The organism is Aliihoeflea sp. 2WW (genome assembly GCF_000497755.1).
GTDB lineage: Bacteria > Pseudomonadota > Alphaproteobacteria > Rhizobiales > Rhizobiaceae > Aliihoeflea.
Genome location: NZ_AYOD01000051.1, coordinates 1 through 20669, shown reverse-complemented (window position 1 = coordinate 20669; position 20669 = coordinate 1). Strand labels below are relative to the sequence as shown.

Below are 20669 nucleotides of genomic sequence, written 5' to 3'. Positions count from 1 at the left end.
AATTGCGCGGCACCCCCATGACCCAACCACTCGTCACCATCAAGGACGTCGACATGCGCTATGGCGGCGCGGGCGGGCTGCTTGCCGTCGAGGGGCTGACGCTCGACATCGCCAAGGGCGAGTTCGCGGCGGTCGTCGGGCCGTCGGGCTGCGGCAAGTCCACGCTGATGAAGCTCGTCACCGGCCTCTACATCCCGCAGGCGGGTCAGGTCACGGTCGCCGGCGAGCGGGTGACCAAGCCGGTGTCGATCGTCGGCATGGCGTTCCAGAATCCGACCATGCTGCCGTGGCGAACCACACTCGACAATATCCTCCTGCCGCTCGAAGTCGTCGACCGACACCGCAAGCGCCTGCGCAAGCACAAGGCCGAGTACGTCGCGAAGGCGGAAAAGCTTCTGGAGACCGTCGGTCTCAAGGGCTTCGGCGAGAAGTTTCCCTGGCAGCTTTCCGGCGGCATGCAGCAGCGCGCAAACCTTTGCCGCGCGCTGATCCACGAGCCGGACCTGTTGATGCTCGACGAGCCGTTCGGCGCGCTCGATTCGTTCACGCGCGAGGAATTGTGGTGCGTCATCCGCGACCTCCACGCCGCGCAGGGCGTGACGATCGTGCTTGTCACGCATGATCTGCGCGAGGCGGTGTTCCTGGCGGACCGCATCTTCGTCATGAGCGCGCGGCCCGGGCGGATCACCAAGGAACGGACGGTGCCGTTCGCCCGCCCGCGCGAGTTGGAGTTGCTCTACCAGGCGGATTTCAACGACGTCGTTCATGAGTTGCGCGGCAATATTGCCGATGCAAGGAAGGCGGCGTGATGGTCATGTTTGCGTTCTACGAGGGACCCCCACCCTTTATCCCTCCCCACAAGGGGGAGGGAGGGCATGCACGTCGCGACTCTTCTCGCGCGGCTGAATGCGAACTCTCGATGATCACGCCTCCCTCCCCCTTGTGGGGAGGGATAATGGGTGGGGGTTCCCGCGCGCAGACCTCTCCCGCATGCAAGCCGAGGAACGCGGCATGAGCACTTCCAAGATCAACTGGATCAAGCTTGCCCCCTGGCTCTACACCGCCGGCCTCTTCATCGTCTGGGAACTGGTCGTGCGCGCCTTCGCGATCCCGCAGTTCATCCTGCCGGCGCCGACGCGCATTCTGGAAGCCATCATCCAGTTCTGGCCCGCCATCTGGAAGAACTCGCTGCAAACGCTTTACACGACCACCGTCGGCTTCATTCTCGCCGTGGTGTTCGGGCTCGGGCTCGGCATCGCCATCGGCTGGTCGCGCTTCATCTATGCGGGGCTCTATCCGCTGATGATCGGCTTTAACGCCATCCCCAAGGTCGCGGTGGTGCCGATCCTCGTCATCTGGTTCGGCATCGGCACGGTTCCGGCCGTGCTGACGGCGTTCCTGATCGCGTTCTTCCCGATTGTGGTCAACGTCGCGACTGGCCTAGCAACCATCGAGCCGGAGATGGAGGACGTGCTGCGCGCCCTCGGGGCAAAGAAGATGGACATCATGCTGAAGGTCGGCATCCCGCGCTCGATGCCCTATTTCTTCGGCTCGCTGAAGATCGCCATCACGCTCGCCTTCGTCGGCTCGGTGATCGCGGAGACGGTGGCGGCGAATTCGGGTCTCGGGCACATGATGCTCGCCGCCCAGTCGCAGTTCAACGTGCCGCTCGTCTGGGCGGGCCTCATCATGCTCGCCGTCGAAGGCATTGCGATGTACGCCGTCATGGCCTGGATCGAGATGCGGATGACCGGCTGGGCGCACCGCAGCCAACTCGCGCAGGCCTGAGGCTTACCAGCCCCACTGGAAGGTGGCGCCGGTGCGGCCATTGCCGTTCTGGACGACCTGGCCGCTGGTGCCGCGCCCGAACTGGAACAGGCCGTAGCGGTTGTCGTTGCCGGTCTGGGTGATCGTGCCGTTGTGGCCGCTGCCGCGCTGGCTGACGACGCCGAGATTGCCGCGCCCGTCCTGCGCCACGCCGGCCGAGTTGTTGCGGCCCTTCTGGATGATCGACGCACCGCCGCGAACGTCGCGGTACATCTGGTAGAGCGCGAGGCCCGTGCGCATCGCCCGGTCTTCGTCGCGGTTGGTGGGAGCGACGTGGATCGAGAACTGGCCGTTCGCGGACGCCGGAACCGCTGTGACCGGCAGGGCGATGGCAAGGGCGAGGGCAGCGGCGGCGAGACGGGTCATGCTGGTTTTCCTTCGGTGTGCGAAGCAAGGCTTGATACTGAAATGATCATGACGCGCGCGGGCTGAACCGACCGCGAATGACCCATTCACAGGCCGTTCATCGCTGCCGCCCGCACGAACGAAAGCGCCCCGGCGGGACCGGGGCGCGCAGTCGCAATGGTGGCGGAAAAGGTCAGGCGCGGGTGTTGCAGGGAATGGTCCTGCCGCCGACTTCCACTTTCAGGTCGATCTCGTAGGCTCGCGCATTGCCGCCAAGCGAGACCTGGCCGAGCACGGTCTTCTTGCCAGCCACTGCCGCGAATTCACCGCCCTGGCGGATGTTGGTGCCACTGCCGCTGACGCGCAGCGTGTAGGAGCCGGCCAGTGCGCTCGGGCTTGTCACCACGCCCTCGATGACGGTCATGCCGCCCGCGCTTTTGGTGACGATCTCGCAAACCGGCGAGGAGGCTGTCGCGGCAGGCTGGCTGGCGCTGGTCGCGCCCGCCGTGCAGGCCATGAGAACGGCGGAGCCGAGGACGGCGAGGGGAGCGGCCATGCGGGAAAGGCCGGATCTTGCATTGAGGGTCATCGCAGTTGCCTTTCTTTTCGGGAAGACGGGGGCGGCCGGTCGGGTCGCCCCTCGCGCGATCAGCGGCAGGTCTGGACGAAGGCCGCGACGTTGCCGGAGCCGGTCTGCTGGGTCGAGGCGTCGCAGTTGCGGCCGACCTGAACGCCTGCCGAGATGTTACCGCGCCCGTCCTGGATGACGACGGCATTATGGCCCGAGCCGAACTGACCGACGCCGCCGGAATTGCGATTGCCGCGCTGCTCGACGACCGTCCGGTTGCGCCAGCCATTCTGGCCGATCGCGACGGTGTTGCGCCAGCCGTTCTGGTAGCCGGCGGCGCTGTTGCGGCGGCCTTCCTGATAGATGCCGGTGTTGTTGCGCGCGCCCTGCTGGGAGCCGCCGGCCTCGTTGCGGGCGCCGTACTGGTCGATCCAGATGGAGTTGGCGGAAGCAGGCAGGGACGAGGCGCCCATCAGGGCTGCAAGGGCGGCGACGAGGACAAGCTTGGCGTTCATGGCGAGGGCTCCTGTTGTTCGGGTCCGGTCCCGGCGGGACTTCGTTTTGACGTTTGGATATTCGTCCTTGGGACCCGAACGCAGGCTGAAGCGTGCGTTCACCAGCCGTTCACCGGCCGATCACCCGGCGCGCCGCGCATCGCGCCAGGCGTAGAGCCAGATGCCCAGACCGAGCAGTGCGAGCACCGTTCCCACGAAACCGGCCGATGGGAAGCCGTAGCCCATGGTGATGACGATGCCGGCGAGAAGCGGCCCGAGCGCGTTGGCGGCGTTGAAGGCGCTGTGGTTGAGCGCTGCGGCGAGCGTCTGCGCCTCCTGCGCTACGTCCATCAGACGCGTTTGAAGAACCGCGCCGAGGCTGCCGAAGAAGCCGATCAGCAGGATCACCGCGCTGATCGTCCAGACATTGCCGGCGGCGAAGGGGAACAGCGTCAGCGATGCCGCGCTCGCCAGCATGAACCAAACCGGCGTCGCCATCAAATTGCGGTCGGCGGCACGCCCTGCGGCGATCGTTCCGAGCGTCATGCCGACGCCGTAGATGGCGATGACGACAGGCACCACCCAGGCGTCGACGCGGGTGACTTCGAGCAGCGTCGAGGCGGTGAAGGAATAGACCGCGAAGAAGCCGCCGAAACCCACCGCACCTGTGGCGAGCGTCAGCCAGACCTGCTTGTTCTTCAGCGCGGAGAGTTCGCGCATCGGGCTCGCCGTGGCATCGCCGCGGTCAGTGGGCGCGAAGGTGGCGATCATGGCCATGGTCGCGAGCGCCAGAACGCCCGGCAGCGCGAAGCCCCAGCGCCAGCCGGCATGCTGGCCGATGAAGGTCGCGAGCGCGACCCCGAAGATCATCGCGACCGTCAGGCCGAGCATGATGGAAGAGACGGCCTGCGCCCGCTTGGTTCGCGGCACGAGCGAGGCTGCCAGAAGAGCCGCGACGCCGAAATAGGCGCCGTGCGGCAGGCCGCTCAGGAAGCGGAAACCGATCAGCCAGCCATAGGAAGGCGACATCGCGCTGAGGCAGTTGGCGATGCCGAACACCGCCATCAGCGCGATCAGCAGGAACTTGCGCGACAGCCGCGCCGAAAGGACCGCGATGATCGGCGCGCCGACGACGACGCCGAGCGCATAGGCGCTGATCGCGTGCGCGGCCATCGGTTCGGAGACGCCAAGCCCAGCGGCGAAATAGGGCAGGAGGCTCATTGCGGCGAATTCGGTCGTGCCGATCGCAAAGCCGCCCATGGCGAGCGCGAGGATCGTCAGCGGAACGTTTGTGGCTGCCAGTTCGCCGGCGGGAATATCGGCGGGCGCGGCGATGGTCGCGGAGGCGTCTTGCATGGGAGCGTTCACCTGAAAAGAAATGCGGGGTGCGGCTCCTCCCGACGCACGCATAAAGGCTAATGGCCGGGGCGTGCGGCGACAATGCGCCAAGACGCAGGCGCACCATGCAGAAATGGTGGGTCAGCTCGGCGTTTTCGCCAGCCAGATGATGTGGCGTGCGCCGCGCTTGGAGCGGCTGGCGCGCACGCGCATTTCCTCGACCTCGAAGCCGGACTGCCGCAGCCGCGCGGCAAAGCGAGCATCCGGCCCCTGCGACCAGACCGCGAGGATGCCGCCCGGCTTCAGCGCCGCGCGTGCTGCGGCAAGTCCGCGATGGGAATAAAGCGCGTCATTGGCCTCGACCGTCAGTCCTTCGGGGCCGTTGTCGACGTCGAGCAGGATGGCATCATAGGCGGCATTCGCCCTGCCGATGATCCTCGCGACGTCGCTCTCGATGATGGTCACGCGCGGGTCGTCGAGGCTGCCGGCATGGAGTTCGGCCATCGGACCGCGCGCCCAGCGCACGACCGACGGAACGAGTTCGACCACATCGATCCGGGCATCCTTTGGAAACACGGCGAGCGCGGCGCGCAGGGTAAAGCCCATGCCGAGCCCGCCGATCAGGATCGACGGCCTCGCGACGCCTGCGAGACGCTCCTGCGTAAGCGTCGCCAGCGCCTCCTCCGAGCCGGAGAGGCGGCTGTTCATGAGTTCGTTGGCGCCGAGCATGATGGAGAATTCGGTGCCGCGCTGCTTCAAGCGCAAGCGTTCTTTCCCGCCCGGTGCTTCCGCGGAATCGAGTTCCACCCAAGGGATCATGTCAGGCCTCGCATCTGGTCGCCCGCTCTACGTCCTCGGGATGCGATGGTCCAGAAATTATCGTTGGCGCCAGAGCGTGACCGGCGTGCCGTTGCCGAGTTGGCCGGAGTAATAGTCTGGCCCGTCGCGCTTCAGGACCGCGATGCGGTTGCCGTTCGTGGCATAGAGCAGGAATTCGGCCTCGAGACCGGTCATCGTCTCATCGAGCCGCCAATCATTGGCGTTGGCGAGACCAGAGTTGCGGCAGCCGGAGGACTGCGCGGTGCCGCGCTCGGGGTTGGCGCCGGTCCAGCTCGATTGCGTCTGGATCGTCAGCGTGCAGCCGCAATTCGGCGCGCCGTCGGTCGCCTGCCATGTGCCGCGGATGTCGAATTCGGACGGCAGCGCACGCGCCGCGACCGTGCCCGCCACCGCGCCGCCGACAGGTCCGGCGACCATCGTGCCCGCACTCGTGATCGCACCGCGGCCGACATTCTTGCCGACATTCCACGCAGTCGCCGTCCCAAAGGCGGAGAGCCGCTCCGGCTTGGCCGGCGGACCGCCAGGCAGGCGCGTCGTGCATTGCATCGGGCCGATGAAGGCCGGCGCGGCAGCCATGTCGGTGCCCGCACCCGCGACGTCGCCGGACTGGCAGGCGGATGCCAGCACGGCCGTGGCGACCAGCGCGCAAAGGGTGATGGATCGTCGATTCACTTCGTGTCCCCGCATCCACTTCCCCTGCGCGACGACCGTGGCGAGAGTTTGATCGTCAGCCGAACCGGCGCGCCGCGTCGATCGCAAGCCCGAGGCCGACGGCGCCGAACTGGTCGGCAGCGGTGAAGCGCGCGCCGGGCAGTCGGGTCTCCGCCGCCGCGCGCACGGCCGGCACCAGCGCGCCGCCGCCGGTCAGGATGACGGTGGAAATGTCGCCGGCACCGACGCCGGCCTTCGCCAGCGCGTCCTCGATCGACGCGCCGATGCGCGCGACGAGCTCGGCCGTCGCCTCGTCGAACTCGGCACGGCTCACCGCGATATCTAGGCTGAGGCCGGGTTCTGTGAGTGCGATGCGCGTCGCGTCTTCTTCGGTCAGCGCGATCTTGGCCTTTTCCACCTCCGCCGCCAGCCGATGGCCGGAGCGGTGCTTCAGGAGATGCGCGTAGCGGTCGAGCTTTTCCGGCTCCGCCGCTTCGCGCGTCAGCGCCTGCACGTCGCGCGCGTTCTTCGGGGTATAGAGCGTGTTGATGCGGTGCCAGGTCGCCATGTCGTTGAAATACCAGACCGGCAACTGGCGCTTGCCGTCCTTCGTGCCGCTGCCGAGCCCGAAATGCGGCATCGCCTTGGCGATGTTCAGGTGCCGGTCGAAATCCGTGCCGCCGACATGGACGCCGGCCGTGCTCAGGATATCGCTCGACCGGTCGAGGTCACGCGCGCGCTCAGGGGAAAGGCGCAGGACGGAAAAATCCGACGTGCCGCCGCCGATGTCGACCACCAGCGCCAGTTCCTCGCCATTGATCAGCCGCTCGTAGTGGAGCGCGGCGGCGACCGGCTCGAACTGGAACTCGATATGCGCAAAGCCCTCGGCCCGCGCCGCCGCCTCGAGCTGGTCCTGCGCCTGCGCATCCGCCGCGTCGTCCTCGTCGATGAAGCGGACGGGGCGGCCGAGCACGACGGCCTCCGGCACGCCGCCTTCCTGTCCTTCGATCCCCTCGCGCAGATGGCGCAGGTAGCGGCCGATCAGGCCCTCGAAAGTCATGCGGTTGCGCCCGACCTGCGTCGTTTCCTTCATCAGCGAGGTGCCGAGGATCGACTTCAGCGCCCGCATGAACCGGCCTTCCGCACCGTCCATGTACTCGAACACCGCTGCGCGGCCGAAATAGGTGCCGCCATCCTCGAGGCTGAAGAACAGCGCGGACGGGATCGTCAGGTGATGGCCCTCGAGCGGGATCAGCCGCGGCTCTGCCCCGCGTTTGCACAGGCCCACGGTCGAGTTGGTGGTGCCGAAATCGATGCCGCAGGCGGTAGTGGACATGGGGTCTCATCATGAAATGCGCCGCGCCGGCGCAAGACGCGCGATCCGGGCGGGTGAGGGAAGGGCGCTCCCTCTAGCCGATCATGGTGCGGATGGAAAGGGCGGGCGGGGGACGGCGAAGCCCGAACTTATCCACCCCTTGGAAAACGGATGCATCCTTGGCGTGTAGCAGCGCGCGAGGAGCCATGAACCGCAGCAGAACAATCAACCTTGATCGAACAATCATCACCTGTGCGCAACTTCGCGGGCTTACCTTCTTGTTCAAGGGCGCCGCGATCCGCCACCTGCTTGAATTGCGCCGCTTCAATCCGAACCAGCCGCGCGTGCCTCGCGGTCATCGGCATGGCGGGAGGTGGGTTGCTGAAGGCCATAGTTTCGAGGCGCAGGTTCATCGGGTCAGTCACGACTTGCCGGAGTTGCCGGAGGAGCGACCTTCAAGCGGTCGGGAACGGCATCGGGTTGCGCGTCTCATTGCAGCCTTCCTTCGAGAAGCAACGGTAACTCTGAGGCTTGGCGCAATCTTGACCCGTTATGTTTGGCTCGCCGAAAGCACCGCTGCAGATATACGCGCATACCTTGATGAGCCAAAGTCACTTGATGATTTACACAAGGGTGTCGGTGAGCCGAAGGCAGGCTACGATAAGCATCATATCGTCGAGAGGTCATCAGCGCTGGATGACGGATTTCCGGATACCCTGGTCAACGGGCCAGATAATCTCGTGAGGATACCGCGTTTCAAACACTGGGAGATTACTGGCTGGTACGCGACGCGCCAAGTGGAACTCGGCGGACTCTCTCCGCGCGAATACCTACGTGGTGCGAGGTGGGAAGCTAGAATGGCGATGGGTCTACACGCGTTGAGGGAAGCTGGAGTCCTTGAAAAATGAAGAACACCAAACTCGAAAAGCTTTCGGTAGAGGAATTGGCGTCGCAATTCGAATCGATCTGTGTGAAGCAATTCACCGCTGCAGAAGATTTCGAACATAGTCGCTACAATAGACTTTATGGGCAGATGGCGGCGGTCGTGTTGGAGCTCAAGATGCGGGCTGGTGATGGTCGTCGAGCGCTTCTGACGTTGCGTTCACACGAAAATCCGCAGGTTCGGCTCATGGCCGCCAACTGTACGCTTTCTATTGACTACGCAGGTTCCCTGGCCACGTTGGAGGCGCTGGCCGAACTCAACCAGTTTCCCACAGCAATGAGCTCCAAGAGTATGATCCGAGCGCTTCGCGAGGGGAGCTACGTTCCGACCTGATGCGGGCGATCCATCGCCCGCATTGCTCCCGGCGCGTGTTTCACCTACATACGGCGCAACGAAATTCCCCCGACCCCGAAGAACGGAGTTCGACGCGCGCCATGGCACGCCAGTTTATCTATCACATGTCCGGTCTGACCAAGGCCTATGGCGCCAAGAAGGTGCTCGAAAACCTCCATCTGTCGTTCTACCCCGATGCCAAGATCGGCATTCTGGGGCCGAACGGCGCCGGCAAGTCCACGGTGCTCAAGATCATGGCCGGTCTCGACAAGGACTGGTCGGGCGAAGCCTGGCTCGCCGAGGGCGCCACCGTCGGCTACCTCGCGCAGGAGCCCGAACTCGACAATTCCAAGACGGTCTTCGAGAACGTCATGGATGGCGTTGCCAAGAAGACGGCCATCATCAATCGCTACAACGAACTGATGATGGAATATTCCGACGAGACGGCCGACGAGGCGGCCAAGCTCCAGGACGACATGGATCGCCTCAATCTGTGGGATCTGGAACAGCAGGTCGAGATGGCGATGGAGGCTTTGGGCTGCCCGCCCAAGGAGGCCAACGTCACCAATCTGTCGGGCGGCGAGCGCCGCCGCGTGGCGCTGTGCAAGCTGCTCCTGTCGGAGCCCGACCTGCTCCTCCTCGACGAGCCGACCAACCATCTCGACGCCGAGACGACCGCATGGCTCGAAAAGCACCTGCGCGCCTATAAGGGCGCGGTCATGCTGATCACCCACGATCGCTACTTCCTCGACAACGTCACCGGCTGGATTCTCGAGCTCGACCGCGGCAAGGGCATTCCCTATGAGGGCAACTACACCGCCTATCTGGAAGCCAAGGCCAAGCGCATGAAGCAGGAGGGCCGCGAGGACGATGCGCGCCAGCGTGCGATCAGCCGTGAGCGCGAGTGGATTCAGTCGAGTCCCAAGGCCCGTCAGACCAAGTCGAAGGCGCGTATCCAGGCGTTCGAAAACCTTCTCGAGGCAGCCGATAGCCGCCGTCCGTCCGACACGCAGATCGTCATCCCGCATGGCGAGCGCCTGGGCAATGTCGTCATCGAGGTCGACAAGCTCAGCAAGGGGTTCGGCGACAAGCTTTTGATCGAGGGCCTGGAATTCCGCCTGCCGCCGGGCGGCATCGTCGGCATCATCGGCCCCAACGGCGCCGGCAAGACGACGCTGTTCAAGATGATCACCGGCCAGGAAAAGCCTGACGAGGGAACGATCCGCGTCGGCGAGACGGTGAAGCTCGGCTATGTCGACCAGAGCCGCGATGCGCTGGACCCCACCAAGACCGTCTGGGAAGAGATTTCCGGCGGCGCCGAGGTGGTGAAGCTCGGCAAGCACGAGGCCAACACGCGCGCCTATTGCTCGTCGTTCAATTTCCGCGGCGGCGACCAGCAGCAGAAGGTCGGCAATCTGTCGGGCGGCCAGCGCAATCGCGTGCATCTGGCCAAGATGCTGAAGACCGGCGGCAACGTCCTTCTGCTCGACGAACCGACCAACGATCTCGACACCGAGACGCTGGCCGCGCTCGAGGACGCGCTGGAAAACTTCGCCGGCTGCGCCGTGGTCATCAGCCACGATCGCATGTTCCTCGATCGCCTTGCGACGCACATCCTGGCCTTCGAAGGCGACAGCCATGTCGAGTGGTTCGAAGGCAATTTCGAGGAATATGAAAAGGACAAGGTGCGACGGCTCGGACCGGATGCCCTCAACCCGCATCGCATGACCTACAAGCGCCTGACGCGCTGACCTCACGATTGCGTTCCGGCCGCCAACAATTGTTATGGCGGCCGGAACTTTTTGGCGGCAGAAGAGTTTCCGGGCTTAATGAGGGTCAGGGGCTGGCGGCGCAGAGCGTCGTTCAGAAAACATGCCGAACATCGATTTCAAGCAACTCTTCCATCGGCTCACCAGCCCTTACATGATCATCGACAGGCAGTATCGCTATGTCGCTGTCAATCCGGCCTACGAAAGGGCCGTGATGCGCTCGCTGGAGGAGGTCGAAGGCCTGTCGCTCTTCGACGTCTTTCCCAATGAGGGCGAGAGCGGACAGGCGCTGCGTGCCTCCTTCGAACGTGTCTTCGCGACCGGCGAGACCGACACGATCGCCTATATCCCGTACGATATTCCGCGCCCTGCCTCGCAAGGCGGCGGCATGGAAAAGCGCTACTGGACCGCGGTGCACGTTCCGCTGACGGATGATGACGGGACGATCGCCTATCTCCTGCAGAACACCGTCGACGTGACCGACGTGGTGCGTCTGCGCGAAGCTGCCTCGCTGCCCTACCGCAGCTATTCGCCCGAGACGCAGCTCGTGGAGCGTGCGCGCGAGGCGGAAAGCGCGCATCGCAGCCTTCTGGCAGAAAGCGCCGAGTTCCGCCGCATGTTCGAGCAGGCTCCCGGTTTCATCGCAGTGCTGGTGGGCGCCGATCACATCTTCACCTTCGCCAACGATTCCTATACGCGGCTGATCGGCGGTAGGCAGGTCATCGGCAAGGCGGTTTCCGAGGCGCTGCCCGAAGTTGCCGGCCAAGGCTTCATCGAGATGCTCGACCACGTCTATTCGACCGGTGAGACGCGGGGCGGCGAGGGAACGCGCATCCTGCTCCAGACGCCGAACGGAGAATTGCAGGAGCGCTATCTCGATTTTTCCTACGATGCGGTACGCAATCTCGATGGCGAGATCACCGGCGTCTTCGTCCAGGGAATGGACCGGACCGAGGCGGTGAAGACGCTGAAGCATCAAAGGCTTCTTCTCGATGAACTGAACCACCGGGTGAAGAACACGCTGGCCACCGTGCAATCGATTGCCGCGCAGACGCTGCGCGCGGCGCCCGACCTCGCAACCGCGCGCAAGGATTTCGAAGGCCGGCTCGTGGCGCTGTCGAAAGCCCACAATCTCCTGTCCCAGACGGCGTGGGATTCGACCCATATGGCGTCGCTCGTCGGCCACGAACTCAGCCATTATGACGGCACGCGCATCGCCGCGTCCGGACCTGCCGTGGTGCTCAACCCGAAGGCGACCATCGCTGTCGCCATGGTGCTGCACGAACTGTCGACCAACGCGGCCAAATACGGCGCGCTGAGCGGCGAGGAGGGGCGGCTCGATCTCTCCTGGCGGGTCGACGAGACCGACGGGGAATTGCGGGTCGACTGGATCGAAAGCGGCGGTCCTGTCGTCACCGCGCCCTCGCGCAGCGGCTTTGGTTCGCGGATGATGAGCCTCGTCATGCGCGGCGAACTCAACGGCGCCTTCGAGACGCGCTACGAACCGCACGGCTTTGCCTGCATGTTGACCATTCCTTACTCATCCTATGGCAGGATCAAGCATGTCGACTGACCTTTCGAGCGAACTGCAGGGGTTGAGCGTCTTCGTCGTCGAGGACGAAGCTCTCGTCGCGCTCAATCTCGAGGACATGCTGATCGATCTCGGCTGCATCATCGTCGGCCCGGCGATGCGCGTCGCCAAGGCGCGCGAAATGCTCGCCGACGCGCTTCAGGCCGACGTCGCGATCCTCGACGTCAACGTCGCCGGGGAACTGGTCTTTCCGGTGGCCGAGGAACTGGCGACCAAGGGCATTCCGATCATCTTCGCCACCGGCTACGGACAGGCTGGACTGCCCGAAGCCTGGCACGGCAACACGATCCTGCAAAAGCCCTATACGATGGACGACGTCTCCGGCAGCCTGGCGAAAGCCGTCAGGCGAAGCTGAAGACTTTGCAATCTGTGGAGAAAGTCGCGTTTTGCTGTCGCATCTGCGATTGTTCGATACGCTTTGACCAAAATCCTGTTTGCCTTAATCAGGCATAAAGGTTGCTTGCGCGACCTTGCATGATCGGCCGGCGGGGAAGAGGCGTGCGGCTTAGTCTGGCCATGTGCTGTGGCCCTAGTACCGGCAAACGAGCGAGCATGAAACGCGTCATCATTAGCGGCATCGGAACCGAGATTCCGGCCGAGTCCATCAGCAACGACGAACTGGTCGAAAGCTTCAACGCCTGGGTCGACCTGGAAAACCCGAGGCGCGCGGCGCGCGGCGAGGCGCCGCTGGCCAAATCCGACAGCGAGTTCATCGTCTATGCCTCGGGGGTCAAGAACCGTCACGTCCACACGCGCGACGGCATTCTCGACCCGCATCGGATGACGCCGCGCATCGCCGAGCGCCATGACGACGCGCTGTCCGTGATGGCCGAGTTCGGCGCGAAGGCGGGCCGCAAGGCGATCGCCGATGCCGGAATCGATCCGGCCGAGATCGACATGGTCATCTGCGCCGCCTCCCACCAGCAGCGGCCCTATCCCGCGCAGGCGATCGAAATCCAGAAGGAACTGGGAACGTCGGGCGCGGCCTTCGACATGAGCCTTGGCTGTTCTTCTGCCGCCGCCGGCCTCCACGTCGCATTCAATCTCGTCCGCACGGGCGCGCAGCGGCGCGTTCTCGTCGTCACGCCCGAGATCATCACCGGCCATTTGAATTTCCGCGACCGGCAGACCCATTTCATCTTCGGCGACGCCTCGACTGCCATGCTGCTCGAAGGCGTCGACGGGCCGGAGGAGCGTCGCGGCCGTTTCGAGATCGTCGACACGCGAAGCTGGACGCAGTTCTCGAACAACATCCGCACCAATTTCGGCTTCCTCAACCGGGCCGGTCTCGACGATCCTTCCGCCGTCCCGATGGAAGGCAACATGATCAAGCAGGTCGGCAACAAGGTCTTCAAGGAAGTGACCGTCGCCGGCCATCGGTTCATAGTCGATTTCCTGAAGGAGCACGGCCACGCGCCACAGGACATCCGCCGCTTCTGGCTGCACCAGGCCAATGCGCGCATGAACGCGATGATCCTGAAGCTCTCCTTCGGCCACGATGTCGGCCACGACCGCGCGCCGATGGTGCTGGAGGATCTCGGCAATACGGCCGCCGCGGGCGCGATCATCGCGCTCGAACAGAACCACCGCGACATGGAGCCGGGCGATTTCGGCCTTTTGTGCGCCTTCGGTGCGGGCTATTCGATCGGCGGCGTGCTGCTTCGCATGATGTGACGCATCAGAGCCGTGAATGCGGTCATCGCTGCAATTCACTGGATTTCACGGACGAACTCAGCCACCTAGCCGTTTTCCAGCCGGAGACAGACAGCATGGCCGAATTGTTCGAGCGCCGCGACGACGAACCCGAAATCCATCCCGCACGAAAGCTTCTCGGAACGATCTCGGCGGTCCTGAAGGCTCCGGGGCAGGATTTCGTCACGCAGCGCGTCGACAGTCTCGCGCTCGATTTTCGCGGCGTGGTCGGCGATTTCCACTATGGCGAGACGCGCCGTTCCGGCGGGCGCGAGCCGTGGTATGCGCGCGGCACCGAAATGCGCAACGAGCGGCAACTGTCGATCGTCGCCAGCGACGAACTCGCCGCCATCGCCAATGGCATGGGCATCGAGCGCATCGCGCCGGAGTGGATCGGCGCCAATCTCGTCCTCGACGGCGTCCCGCGCCTGTCCATGCTGCCGTCGGGAACGATGCTGTTCTTCAAGGGCGGTGTGACGCTCAAGGTCGATGGCCAGAACGTTCCATGCCGTCTCGCCGGCCGATCGGTCGCCGAACACGCGCAGATGGCGGACCTCAAGGCCGGCGAACTCGCCTTCCCGAAACACGGCCGGCGCCTGCGGGGTCTCGTCGCCTGGGTCGAAAAGCCCGGCGTCATCGAGACGGGCGAGACGGTGTCGGTGCGGGTGCCGGAGCAGTGGGTGTATAGGTGAGGGAATAGGTGAGTAGGGGAGTAGGTGAAGAAATCTGCTTGACCTTCGTCGATCTGACGCGATCCTTCCCTTACTCCCCTTACTCCCTTACTCCCTTACTCCCTTATTACTCCCTTACTCCCCTTCATCCTCATCCGCCTCCACCAGTCGCGTCGCGCGCCAGTTCGTCAGCACCGCGTTCATCTGGTCGATGACGAAATGGCGGGCCGAATCGCGGTCGTAGCCTTCGTCGAGGAGCGCGTCGTAGTCGCTGTGCTCGTGGCGCACATGGGTCACGGTGGCGATCCAGATTGCGATCGAGGGCGGCAGTTCGCGCAGCTTGCGCTGGCCGGCGGCCTCGCGGATCGCTTCGGCATCGGAATAAGGCGCCAGCGGAATGAGCGCGGTCAGCGCTTTCGCCAGTGCCTTCTGGCGGCCCGTCGAGGGGTTCATGCGCCGTCCCTTTTTGCGACCACGGCCTCGGGCACCGCATCGGTCGAAGCGAAATAGGGCTTGATGTCGAGAAGCGGCGTGTCGTGGATAACGTCGATCGCTTCGAGATCGAGGATGCCTCGCGCCTCGTCGACGCCGAGCAGCCGCACCACATGGACGCCGATCGGGTTCGGCCGTACTGGCGAGCGCAAGGCGAAGGTGCCGGTCGCTTCCGGTCGATGGCGTGGGCGCTGGCGGATGAGATTGCGTCCTGCGTCGGCGAGCCAGGTCAGAAGGATGACGTGGCTCGCGCCGTCCAATCCCAGCAATCCACGGCGATATTCTGCATCGACGATCGCCTGCGCCGGGAGTCCCGTCTCCCGCGCAGCCGCCATGTTCTTCGGGCATTCCGCCCGGTTCTTCCAAAGTGAAACGATCCGCCCGATGAAGACAATGTGCCCGTCGCCAGCCAGTTCTGCGGGGTCGAAGGGCAGGGCTTCCTCGCCCTCTCGCATCTCGCTCATGCAAAAAGCCTCCCCGTTGCCCTTGCCAAGCAGCCAAAAATACATAAACATATCTTTATGTCTTTGTCGGAGCCGTCGATGATTGCCTCCCCGTCCACGCCTGCCATCAATCTGGCCTCGCTCGTTGATAGCTTGAAGGCTGCGGCCGAATCCAGCCGCATGCGCATCCTCGTCCTGCTTTCGCGCGGCGATCTGACGGTGTCGGACCTCACCGAAATCCTCGGCCAGTCGCAGCCGCGAGTCTCGCGCCATCTGAAGCTCCTGCTCGAATCCGACCTGATCGTTCGCTACCAGGAAGGCTCGTGGGCCTATTTCGGCCTGTCGGACAGCGACTGGGTGCGCGATTTTCTCTCCGCGATGATCGCGCGGCTCGATGCCGCCGACCCGACCATCGAGCGCGATCAGGAGCGGCTCGACGCCGTCAAGCAGCGCCGGCAGGCGCGCGCCAGCGACTATTTCAGCGCCAATGCGGCCGAATGGGATCGCCTGCGCTCCCTTCATGCGCCGGACAAGGCGGTCGAGGCGGCGCTGTCGCGGCTCGTCGGCAGGAAGCCGTTCCAGTCCATGCTGGACCTTGGAACCGGCACCGGCCGTATGCTGGAGCTCTTCGCGCCGCTCTATCGCCGCGCCACCGGCGTCGACCTGTCGCGCGAGATGCTTTCGGTCGCGCGCGCCAATCTCGACAAGGCCGGAATCACCCAGGCGCAGGTGCGCCTCGGCGATCTCTACGCGCCGCCAGTCGAGCGCGACAGTTTCGACCTGATCGCCATGCACCAGGTGCTGCACTATCTCGAGGAGCCGGCGCTGGCCGTGCGCGAGGCGGCGCGGCTTCTGCGTCCCGCCGGCCGGCTGGCGATCGTCGATTTTGCGCCGCATGCGCTGGATTTCCTGCGCGAAGACCATGCCCATGTCCGTCTCGGCATCTCGGACGCCCAGATATCCGACTGGCTCGGCGAAGCCGGGCTCGACCTCGAAGCCAGCGAAACCGTCCCGCATGGCGAGGGCGGCGACCAGCGCCTGACCGTCAGGATCTGGATCGCGCGCGACCCGCGCATCGAAATCGCATCCCCCTTCCAATCCGCATCGCAGAAGGCGCTCGTCTGATGAAGGACATCCAGTTTTCCCGCCGCTCCGACCTCGGCAGCCGCATCGACGTTTCCTTCGAATTCTTCCCGCCGAAGAACGACGTCATGGAAGCGCGTCTTTGGGAGACGATCGCGCGGCTCGAACCGCTCGCGCCGCATTTCGTCTCGGTGACCTACGGCGCCGGCGGTTCAACCAAGGAGCGCACGACGCGCGCTCTGGCGCGTCTTTCGAAGGAAAGCGCCCTTTCGCCGGCCGCGCATCTGACCTGCGTCGATGCCAGCCGCGACGAAGTCGACGCGGTGATCCGCGAGTTCGCCGAGCTCGGCGTGCGCCGCTTCGTCGCGCTGCGCGGCGATCCGGCTGAGGGCGTCGGCGCGGCATACCGTCCGCATCCGGACGGTTACCAGACCACCGCTGAACTCGTCGCCGCGCTGCGCCGCATCGGCGAGTTCGACGTCTCCGTCTCCGCCTATCCCGAAAAGCACCCCGAAAGCGCCGATTTCGCCACCGATATCGACGTTCTGAAGCGCAAGGTCGATGCGGGGGCGACCCGGGCCATCACCCAGTTCTTTTTCGACAACGACGTCTATGAGCGCTATGTCGAGCGCGTGCGGCGGGCGGGCATCTACATCCCGATCGTTCCGGGCATCCTGCCGATCCACAATTTCGCGCAGGTCGCCGGCTTTGCCGGCCGCTGCGGCGCGCATGTGCCGGCGTGGCTCGCGGATCGGTTCGCCGGGCTCGAGAACGATCCGCAGACCCATGCGCTGATCGCCTCGGCGGTTGCGGCCGAACAGGTGCTCGACCTGATCGAGCGCGGCGTCGACGATTTCCACTTCTACACGATGAACCGCGCCGACCTCGTCTTCGCGATCTGCCATCTGATCGGCATCCGCCCGCGCGCGGAAGAGGCGAGCATCGCGGCCTGAAAATGCAGAAAGGCCGGGCGAACCCGGCCTTTCCTTCTCGTCTGATCGGTCTTTTTGGGAGTTCGTCCTAGACGACGATCCCCATGACCAAGGCGCCGATGAACGCAAACGCAGCACAAATCATCAATGCGTTGATAGGCCGGGCCAGTCCCATAAGCGGTGCCTCCTCTACAGACTTCGCGAGAACGGAATCTAGGCGAGTTCCGTATTCAAGCAAGAGGAAATATTGCTGCAATGCGACACGCTTGTAGAAAATACGACCTTCCGGCTGCGCGATCCCGTTCAATTCGTTGAGCAATCCGCGATTAACGCCCTGTTCATAAATGAGACGCCCCTGCGTCGAAATCGTGTCGTTTCAACTCATCGCCGCCGCAGCAGGCGCCCATCGATGACGACGAGGCCCGAGCCGATCAGCGCCATGCCTGCAAGTTCGAACGCGGCGAGGCGTTCGGCGAGGAACAGCGCGCCGAGGAGGATGGCGAAGACCGGCACGATGAGGGTCACCAGCGAGGCGTTAGTCGCGCCGGCGGATGCGATCAGCGAGAAGAAGAGGATATAGGCGATCGCGGTCGAGACGAGCGCCAGCGCGACGACCGATGCCCAAGCTTGCGGCGATGCGTCGGCGAGCATGCCAAGGCCACCGGTCGCCATGATGACCGGCACCATGATGATGGTCGATGCCGTTAACTGCCCCGTCGCGACGATGGGCGGGGGCAGGGCGCGGAACCGCCGGGCGAAGATCGCGGCGCAGCCATAGGACATCGCGGTGCCGACGAGGGCGAATTTCGCCCAGACCGGGCCGCCGAGGCCTGCGAACAGGCCAGGCCCGATCATCACCGCCGTTCCCGCGATGCCGAGGCCGATCCCTGCAAGCTTGCGGCCCGTCAGCTTCTCGTCGTCGGTGAAGGCGTTGGCGAGCATGACCGTCCAGAACGGCGTCGTCGCGTTGAGCACGGAGGCGAGGCCGGCGCCCAGCTCCGTCTGGCCGAGAAACATCAGCGAAAAGGGAATGACGTTGTTCAGCATGGCAAGGCCGAAGAAGGCGCCCGCCATCGGCAGGGCTGCCGCAAAGGACGGCCCGCGCGCGGCGAGATAGACGTGCAGCGCTGCCGCGGCGATCGCGACGCGCAGGAGCACCAGCACCAGCGGGTCGATTTCCAGCACCGCGACGCGCGCAAAGAAGAACGACCCGCCCCACAAGAGGCCGAGCAGGACCAGCATGCTCCAGTCGCGCGCGGACATGTAGGCGGGGGCGGGAAGAGCGGCGGTGGCCATTGCGGAAATCCTTTCGAACCGCTCCTACGCCCGGCCGTCTTTGCCCGCCACCCGAAAAGCTTGGTCCAGCTTATCAACCGCTTTGCCGGCCATGTCGGTTCTAACCGTCACCTTCGTGCGTTAGGGTCGAAGCCACTTCGCAGGAGCTCCCATGCAGAAATTCGCCAATGCGCGCGAGGCCGCGCTCGCCCTTCGTCCCGACGATCCGATCTACTGCTTCCGGCCGGACGTTCTGAAGGAGGACGCGCGCCAGTTCATGGGCATGTTCCCCGGCAAGACTGCCTATGCGGTCAAGACCAATGGGGAGCCGATGGTGCTGAAGGCGCTGTCGGAGATCGGGGTCGAAGCGTTCGACGTTGCCTCGCCTGCCGAATTCGCCGCCGTGCGCGGCGTCGCGCCGAATGCGGAGATGCTCTACATGCACCCGGTCAAGGCGCAGTCCGACATAAGGCTCGCGCTCGAGACCTACGGCATCCGCGTCATCTCGCTCGACCATGAGGACGAGATCACCAAGCTGACGCGCGTCGTGCGCGCGCTCGACATCGACCCCGGCCAGATCACCGTCTTCGTGCGTATCCAGACCAAGGGCAGCGCCGCCTATGAGCTGTCGAAGAAGTTCGGCGCCGGGCCGGCGGCGGCCGTGGAACTGATGCAGCGCCTGCACCGGCAGGGCTACAAGGTCGGCATCTGTTTCCATGTCGGCAGCCAGATCGAGGACCCGGATACCTACGAGCGGGCGCTCGCGTCGGCCGACTGGGTTCGCAATCGCTGCGGAGTTCCGTTAGCGGGTCTGGATGTCGGCGGCGGGTTTCCGGCCGAATATGGTCACGACCCCAATCGCAAGAAGCCGGTCATGCCCTCGCTCGGGCAATTGATGTCGCGGCTGCGAAACGACATCGACGAATGGGGATTTTCGGACGTGCCGCTCGTCGCCGAGCCCGGCCGCGTCATCGTCGCGCGCGCCTTCTCGCTGATCGTGCGGGTTCTGCTGCGCAAGGGCCGTCGGCTCTACATCAATGACGGCATCTGGGCGTCGCTGTCGGATTCGTGGACCGGCAAGATCACGCTGCCGGCGCGGTTCATTCCCGACCCGGCGATCCGCTCGCGCAACGGCAAGGCGGAAAACGTCGTGCCGTTCAAGGTGTGTGGGGCGACGTGCGATTCGGTCGACATATTGTCGCGGCCGTTCTGGCTGCCCGAGACGGTCGATACCGGGGACTGGATCGAGATCGGGCATATCGGCGCCTATTCGCTGTCGCTGCGGACGCGCTTCAACGGCTTTTATCCCGACACTTTCGTCGAAGTGACGACGCCTTTCGACGAGGGCAGCGCTCCGGAAGGCTTCGCGAGCCTCGAAACGATGGCCGACTGAGTGATGCCGATCACATTTCGTTCAAATAGATAAAAGTTAATTGGAGAAACGCGCTCTCCATGTCGTGATGATGCCGCAGGGACATGTTGGACCAATTCGGGGTCTTTGAATGCAGCTATCACTGGCGATTGCGGCCACTTTCGTCGCTCTTCTGGCGACAAGTTCCATTTCTCACGCGCAATCGCGCGGTTCCGCCTACGAATCCGTCTTCGGCGCCTGCCGGGGCGATACCTGCGTCATCCGCGACAATCCGGGTGGCGACGTTCGCAAGTTCCTCGCCGCCGCTAAGGAGATTCGCCGCAGCGGCAAGCGGGTGGTGATCGACGGCCAGTGCGCTTCGGCCTGCGCGATCTTCGCCGACGTCGCACGTGAACGGGTCTGCATCACCAAGCGCGCCACGTTCGGCTTCCACAAGGCCAGCGTCTTTCGCGCCCAGGTCACCGGCAATGTCCGCAAATGGGAGCGCATCCGCCGCCACGACCCCGAACATTCCAGCGACATCGCCAATTGGGTCTATCGCAATGGCGGGTTTCCGGTGAGCGGGCTCAACGTCATGCCGGCCAGCGAAGGCGCCAAATTCTGGCGCCGCTGCGAGTTGCGCACGCGGAGCTGATCTTCCTGAAGCTTGGCGCTCTACGGCGCCCCCCTCTGTCCTGCCGGACATCTCCCCCGCA

At 64.6% G+C, this 20669-nt stretch carries 24 protein-coding genes; 13 read left to right on the top strand and 11 right to left on the bottom strand.

Annotated features, from left to right (window positions below; translation table 11 throughout):
- Window positions 1-17 precede the first annotated feature (17 nt).
- Both ALII_RS0118675 and ALII_RS0118670 read left to right on the top strand, forming a co-directional pair.
- Window positions 18-809, top strand: coding sequence for an ABC transporter ATP-binding protein (locus ALII_RS0118675; RefSeq protein WP_024588736.1), 792 nt, complete (start codon window positions 18-20; stop codon window positions 807-809).
- A 202-nt stretch (window positions 810-1011) separates the two neighbouring features.
- Window positions 1012-1788: an ABC transporter permease gene (locus ALII_RS0118670; protein ID WP_201767731.1), complete on the top strand. Its 777-nt coding sequence runs from the start codon at window positions 1012-1014 to the stop codon at window positions 1786-1788.
- A 3-nt stretch (window positions 1789-1791) separates the two neighbouring features.
- On the opposite strand, the gene ALII_RS0118665 is transcribed toward ALII_RS0118670, so the two are convergent.
- The 7 genes from ALII_RS0118665 to ALII_RS0118635 form a co-directional block, all read right to left on the bottom strand.
- Complete coding sequence (locus ALII_RS0118665; RefSeq protein WP_024588734.1) at window positions 1792-2193, bottom strand: curlin; 402 nt, start codon at window positions 2191-2193, stop codon at window positions 1792-1794.
- 172 nt (window positions 2194-2365) lie between these two features.
- Complete coding sequence (csgH, locus tag ALII_RS0118660; protein ID WP_152529686.1) at window positions 2366-2761, bottom strand: curli-like amyloid fiber formation chaperone CsgH; 396 nt, start codon at window positions 2759-2761, stop codon at window positions 2366-2368.
- Between the two features lie 59 nt (window positions 2762-2820).
- Window positions 2821-3255 (bottom strand): curlin, encoded by a 435-nt coding sequence (locus ALII_RS0118655; RefSeq protein WP_029660710.1) that lies wholly within the window; start codon window positions 3253-3255, stop codon window positions 2821-2823.
- Window positions 3256-3375: 120 nt separating this feature from the next.
- On the bottom strand, window positions 3376-4590 hold the full coding sequence (locus tag ALII_RS0118650) for an MFS transporter (protein ID WP_081719047.1): 1215 nt from the start codon (window positions 4588-4590) through the stop codon (window positions 3376-3378).
- Between the two features lie 123 nt (window positions 4591-4713).
- Complete coding sequence (locus ALII_RS0118645) at window positions 4714-5391, bottom strand: hypothetical protein (protein WP_024588732.1); 678 nt, start codon at window positions 5389-5391, stop codon at window positions 4714-4716.
- A gap of 57 nt (window positions 5392-5448) precedes the next feature.
- Complete coding sequence (locus tag ALII_RS0118640; RefSeq protein ID WP_161632284.1) at window positions 5449-6084, bottom strand: AprI/Inh family metalloprotease inhibitor; 636 nt, start codon at window positions 6082-6084, stop codon at window positions 5449-5451.
- A 55-nt stretch (window positions 6085-6139) separates the two neighbouring features.
- Entirely contained in the window at window positions 6140-7399 is a 1260-nt protein-coding gene (locus ALII_RS0118635) for an Hsp70 family protein (protein WP_024588730.1), read from the bottom strand.
- A 185-nt stretch (window positions 7400-7584) separates the two neighbouring features.
- Between ALII_RS0118635 and ALII_RS22540 the strand changes: the two genes are divergently transcribed.
- From ALII_RS22540 to ALII_RS0118605, 7 genes are all read left to right on the top strand, one after another.
- On the top strand, window positions 7585-8286 hold the full coding sequence (locus ALII_RS22540; RefSeq protein WP_152529684.1) for a hypothetical protein: 702 nt from the start codon (window positions 7585-7587) through the stop codon (window positions 8284-8286).
- A complete protein-coding gene (locus ALII_RS0118630; RefSeq protein ID WP_024588729.1) occupies window positions 8283-8654 on the top strand; it encodes a DUF2019 domain-containing protein in 372 nt (123 codons plus the stop codon). The genes ALII_RS22540 and ALII_RS0118630 overlap by 4 nt, the downstream gene beginning before the upstream one ends.
- 101 nt (window positions 8655-8755) lie before the next feature.
- A complete protein-coding gene (gene ettA, locus ALII_RS0118625) occupies window positions 8756-10405 on the top strand; it encodes an energy-dependent translational throttle protein EttA (RefSeq protein WP_024588728.1) in 1650 nt (549 codons plus the stop codon).
- 121 nt (window positions 10406-10526) lie between these two features.
- On the top strand, window positions 10527-11996 hold the full coding sequence (locus ALII_RS0118620; protein WP_024588727.1) for an HWE histidine kinase domain-containing protein: 1470 nt from the start codon (window positions 10527-10529) through the stop codon (window positions 11994-11996).
- Window positions 11986-12369 carry a response regulator gene (locus ALII_RS0118615; protein ID WP_024588726.1) on the top strand — a complete coding sequence of 128 codons (384 nt, stop codon included), beginning with the start codon at window positions 11986-11988 and terminating at the stop codon, window positions 12367-12369. Before ALII_RS0118620 ends, ALII_RS0118615 begins: the two co-directional genes overlap by 11 nt.
- Window positions 12370-12566: 197 nt before the next feature.
- Entirely contained in the window at window positions 12567-13688 is a 1122-nt protein-coding gene (locus tag ALII_RS0118610; protein WP_024588725.1) for a beta-ketoacyl-ACP synthase III, read from the top strand.
- 95 nt (window positions 13689-13783) lie between these two features.
- Window positions 13784-14398 (top strand): MOSC domain-containing protein, encoded by a 615-nt coding sequence (locus tag ALII_RS0118605; RefSeq protein WP_024588724.1) that lies wholly within the window; start codon window positions 13784-13786, stop codon window positions 14396-14398.
- 114 nt (window positions 14399-14512) lie between these two features.
- Here the strand turns inward: ALII_RS0118605 and ALII_RS0118600 are convergent, their stop codons facing one another.
- Window positions 14513-14830, bottom strand: coding sequence for a DUF2293 domain-containing protein (locus tag ALII_RS0118600; protein ID WP_024588723.1), 318 nt, complete (start codon window positions 14828-14830; stop codon window positions 14513-14515).
- Window positions 14827-15333 (bottom strand): TrmO family methyltransferase, encoded by a 507-nt coding sequence (locus tag ALII_RS0118595; RefSeq protein ID WP_024588722.1) that lies wholly within the window; start codon window positions 15331-15333, stop codon window positions 14827-14829. Before ALII_RS0118595 ends, ALII_RS0118600 begins: the two co-directional genes overlap by 4 nt.
- 78 nt (window positions 15334-15411) lie before the next feature.
- On the opposite strand from ALII_RS0118595, the gene ALII_RS0118590 reads away from it, so the two are divergent.
- Both ALII_RS0118590 and metF read left to right on the top strand, forming a co-directional pair.
- Complete coding sequence (locus ALII_RS0118590) at window positions 15412-16437, top strand: metalloregulator ArsR/SmtB family transcription factor (RefSeq protein ID WP_029660707.1); 1026 nt, start codon at window positions 15412-15414, stop codon at window positions 16435-16437.
- Window positions 16437-17348 (top strand): methylenetetrahydrofolate reductase [NAD(P)H], encoded by a 912-nt coding sequence (metF, locus tag ALII_RS0118585; protein WP_024588720.1) that lies wholly within the window; start codon window positions 16437-16439, stop codon window positions 17346-17348. The genes ALII_RS0118590 and metF overlap by 1 nt, the downstream gene beginning before the upstream one ends.
- A gap of 67 nt (window positions 17349-17415) precedes the next feature.
- On the opposite strand, the gene ALII_RS0118580 is transcribed toward metF, so the two are convergent.
- Window positions 17416-17646: a hypothetical protein gene (locus ALII_RS0118580; RefSeq protein ID WP_024588719.1), complete on the bottom strand. Its 231-nt coding sequence runs from the start codon at window positions 17644-17646 to the stop codon at window positions 17416-17418.
- Between the two features lie 62 nt (window positions 17647-17708).
- The gene (locus ALII_RS0118575; RefSeq protein WP_024588718.1) at window positions 17709-18623 is read right to left on the bottom strand and encodes a DMT family transporter; all 915 of its coding nucleotides are present in this window, start codon (window positions 18621-18623) and stop codon (window positions 17709-17711) included.
- Window positions 18624-18774: 151 nt separating this feature from the next.
- On the opposite strand from ALII_RS0118575, the gene ALII_RS0118570 reads away from it, so the two are divergent.
- Window positions 18775-19995: an alanine racemase gene (locus tag ALII_RS0118570; RefSeq protein ID WP_024588717.1), complete on the top strand. Its 1221-nt coding sequence runs from the start codon at window positions 18775-18777 to the stop codon at window positions 19993-19995.
- 109 nt (window positions 19996-20104) lie between these two features.
- The gene (locus ALII_RS21735; RefSeq protein WP_024588716.1) at window positions 20105-20608 is read left to right on the top strand and encodes a hypothetical protein; all 504 of its coding nucleotides are present in this window, start codon (window positions 20105-20107) and stop codon (window positions 20606-20608) included.
- Window positions 20609-20669 lie beyond the last annotated feature (61 nt).

Coding starts and splice junctions, on each gene's coding strand:
- ALII_RS0118610 (WP_024588725.1), top strand. CDS start 12,567: ATGAAACGCGTCATCATTAGCGGCATCGGAACCGAGATTCCGGCCGAG.
- ALII_RS0118575 (WP_024588718.1), bottom strand. CDS start 18,623: ATGGCCACCGCCGCTCTTCCCGCCCCCGCCTACATGTCCGCGCGCGAC.
- ALII_RS0118620 (WP_024588727.1), top strand. CDS start 10,527: ATGCCGAACATCGATTTCAAGCAACTCTTCCATCGGCTCACCAGCCCT.
- ALII_RS0118615 (WP_024588726.1), top strand. CDS start 11,986: ATGTCGACTGACCTTTCGAGCGAACTGCAGGGGTTGAGCGTCTTCGTC.
- ALII_RS0118655 (WP_029660710.1), bottom strand. CDS start 3,255: ATGAACGCCAAGCTTGTCCTCGTCGCCGCCCTTGCAGCCCTGATGGGC.
- ALII_RS21735 (WP_024588716.1), top strand. CDS start 20,105: ATGCAGCTATCACTGGCGATTGCGGCCACTTTCGTCGCTCTTCTGGCG.
- ALII_RS0118590 (WP_029660707.1), top strand. CDS start 15,412: ATGATTGCCTCCCCGTCCACGCCTGCCATCAATCTGGCCTCGCTCGTT.
- ALII_RS0118635 (WP_024588730.1), bottom strand. CDS start 7,399: ATGTCCACTACCGCCTGCGGCATCGATTTCGGCACCACCAACTCGACC.
- csgH (WP_152529686.1), bottom strand. CDS start 2,761: ATGACCCTCAATGCAAGATCCGGCCTTTCCCGCATGGCCGCTCCCCTC.
- ALII_RS0118670 (WP_201767731.1), top strand. CDS start 1,012: ATGAGCACTTCCAAGATCAACTGGATCAAGCTTGCCCCCTGGCTCTAC.
- ettA (WP_024588728.1), top strand. CDS start 8,756: ATGGCACGCCAGTTTATCTATCACATGTCCGGTCTGACCAAGGCCTAT.
- ALII_RS22540 (WP_152529684.1), top strand. CDS start 7,585: ATGAACCGCAGCAGAACAATCAACCTTGATCGAACAATCATCACCTGT.
- ALII_RS0118645 (WP_024588732.1), bottom strand. CDS start 5,391: ATGATCCCTTGGGTGGAACTCGATTCCGCGGAAGCACCGGGCGGGAAA.
- ALII_RS0118595 (WP_024588722.1), bottom strand. CDS start 15,333: ATGAGCGAGATGCGAGAGGGCGAGGAAGCCCTGCCCTTCGACCCCGCA.
- ALII_RS0118650 (WP_081719047.1), bottom strand. CDS start 4,590: ATGCAAGACGCCTCCGCGACCATCGCCGCGCCCGCCGATATTCCCGCC.
- ALII_RS0118675 (WP_024588736.1), top strand. CDS start 18: ATGACCCAACCACTCGTCACCATCAAGGACGTCGACATGCGCTATGGC.
- ALII_RS0118665 (WP_024588734.1), bottom strand. CDS start 2,193: ATGACCCGTCTCGCCGCCGCTGCCCTCGCCCTTGCCATCGCCCTGCCG.
- ALII_RS0118605 (WP_024588724.1), top strand. CDS start 13,784: ATGGCCGAATTGTTCGAGCGCCGCGACGACGAACCCGAAATCCATCCC.
- ALII_RS0118600 (WP_024588723.1), bottom strand. CDS start 14,830: ATGAACCCCTCGACGGGCCGCCAGAAGGCACTGGCGAAAGCGCTGACC.
- metF (WP_024588720.1), top strand. CDS start 16,437: ATGAAGGACATCCAGTTTTCCCGCCGCTCCGACCTCGGCAGCCGCATC.
- ALII_RS0118570 (WP_024588717.1), top strand. CDS start 18,775: ATGCAGAAATTCGCCAATGCGCGCGAGGCCGCGCTCGCCCTTCGTCCC.
- ALII_RS0118630 (WP_024588729.1), top strand. CDS start 8,283: ATGAAGAACACCAAACTCGAAAAGCTTTCGGTAGAGGAATTGGCGTCG.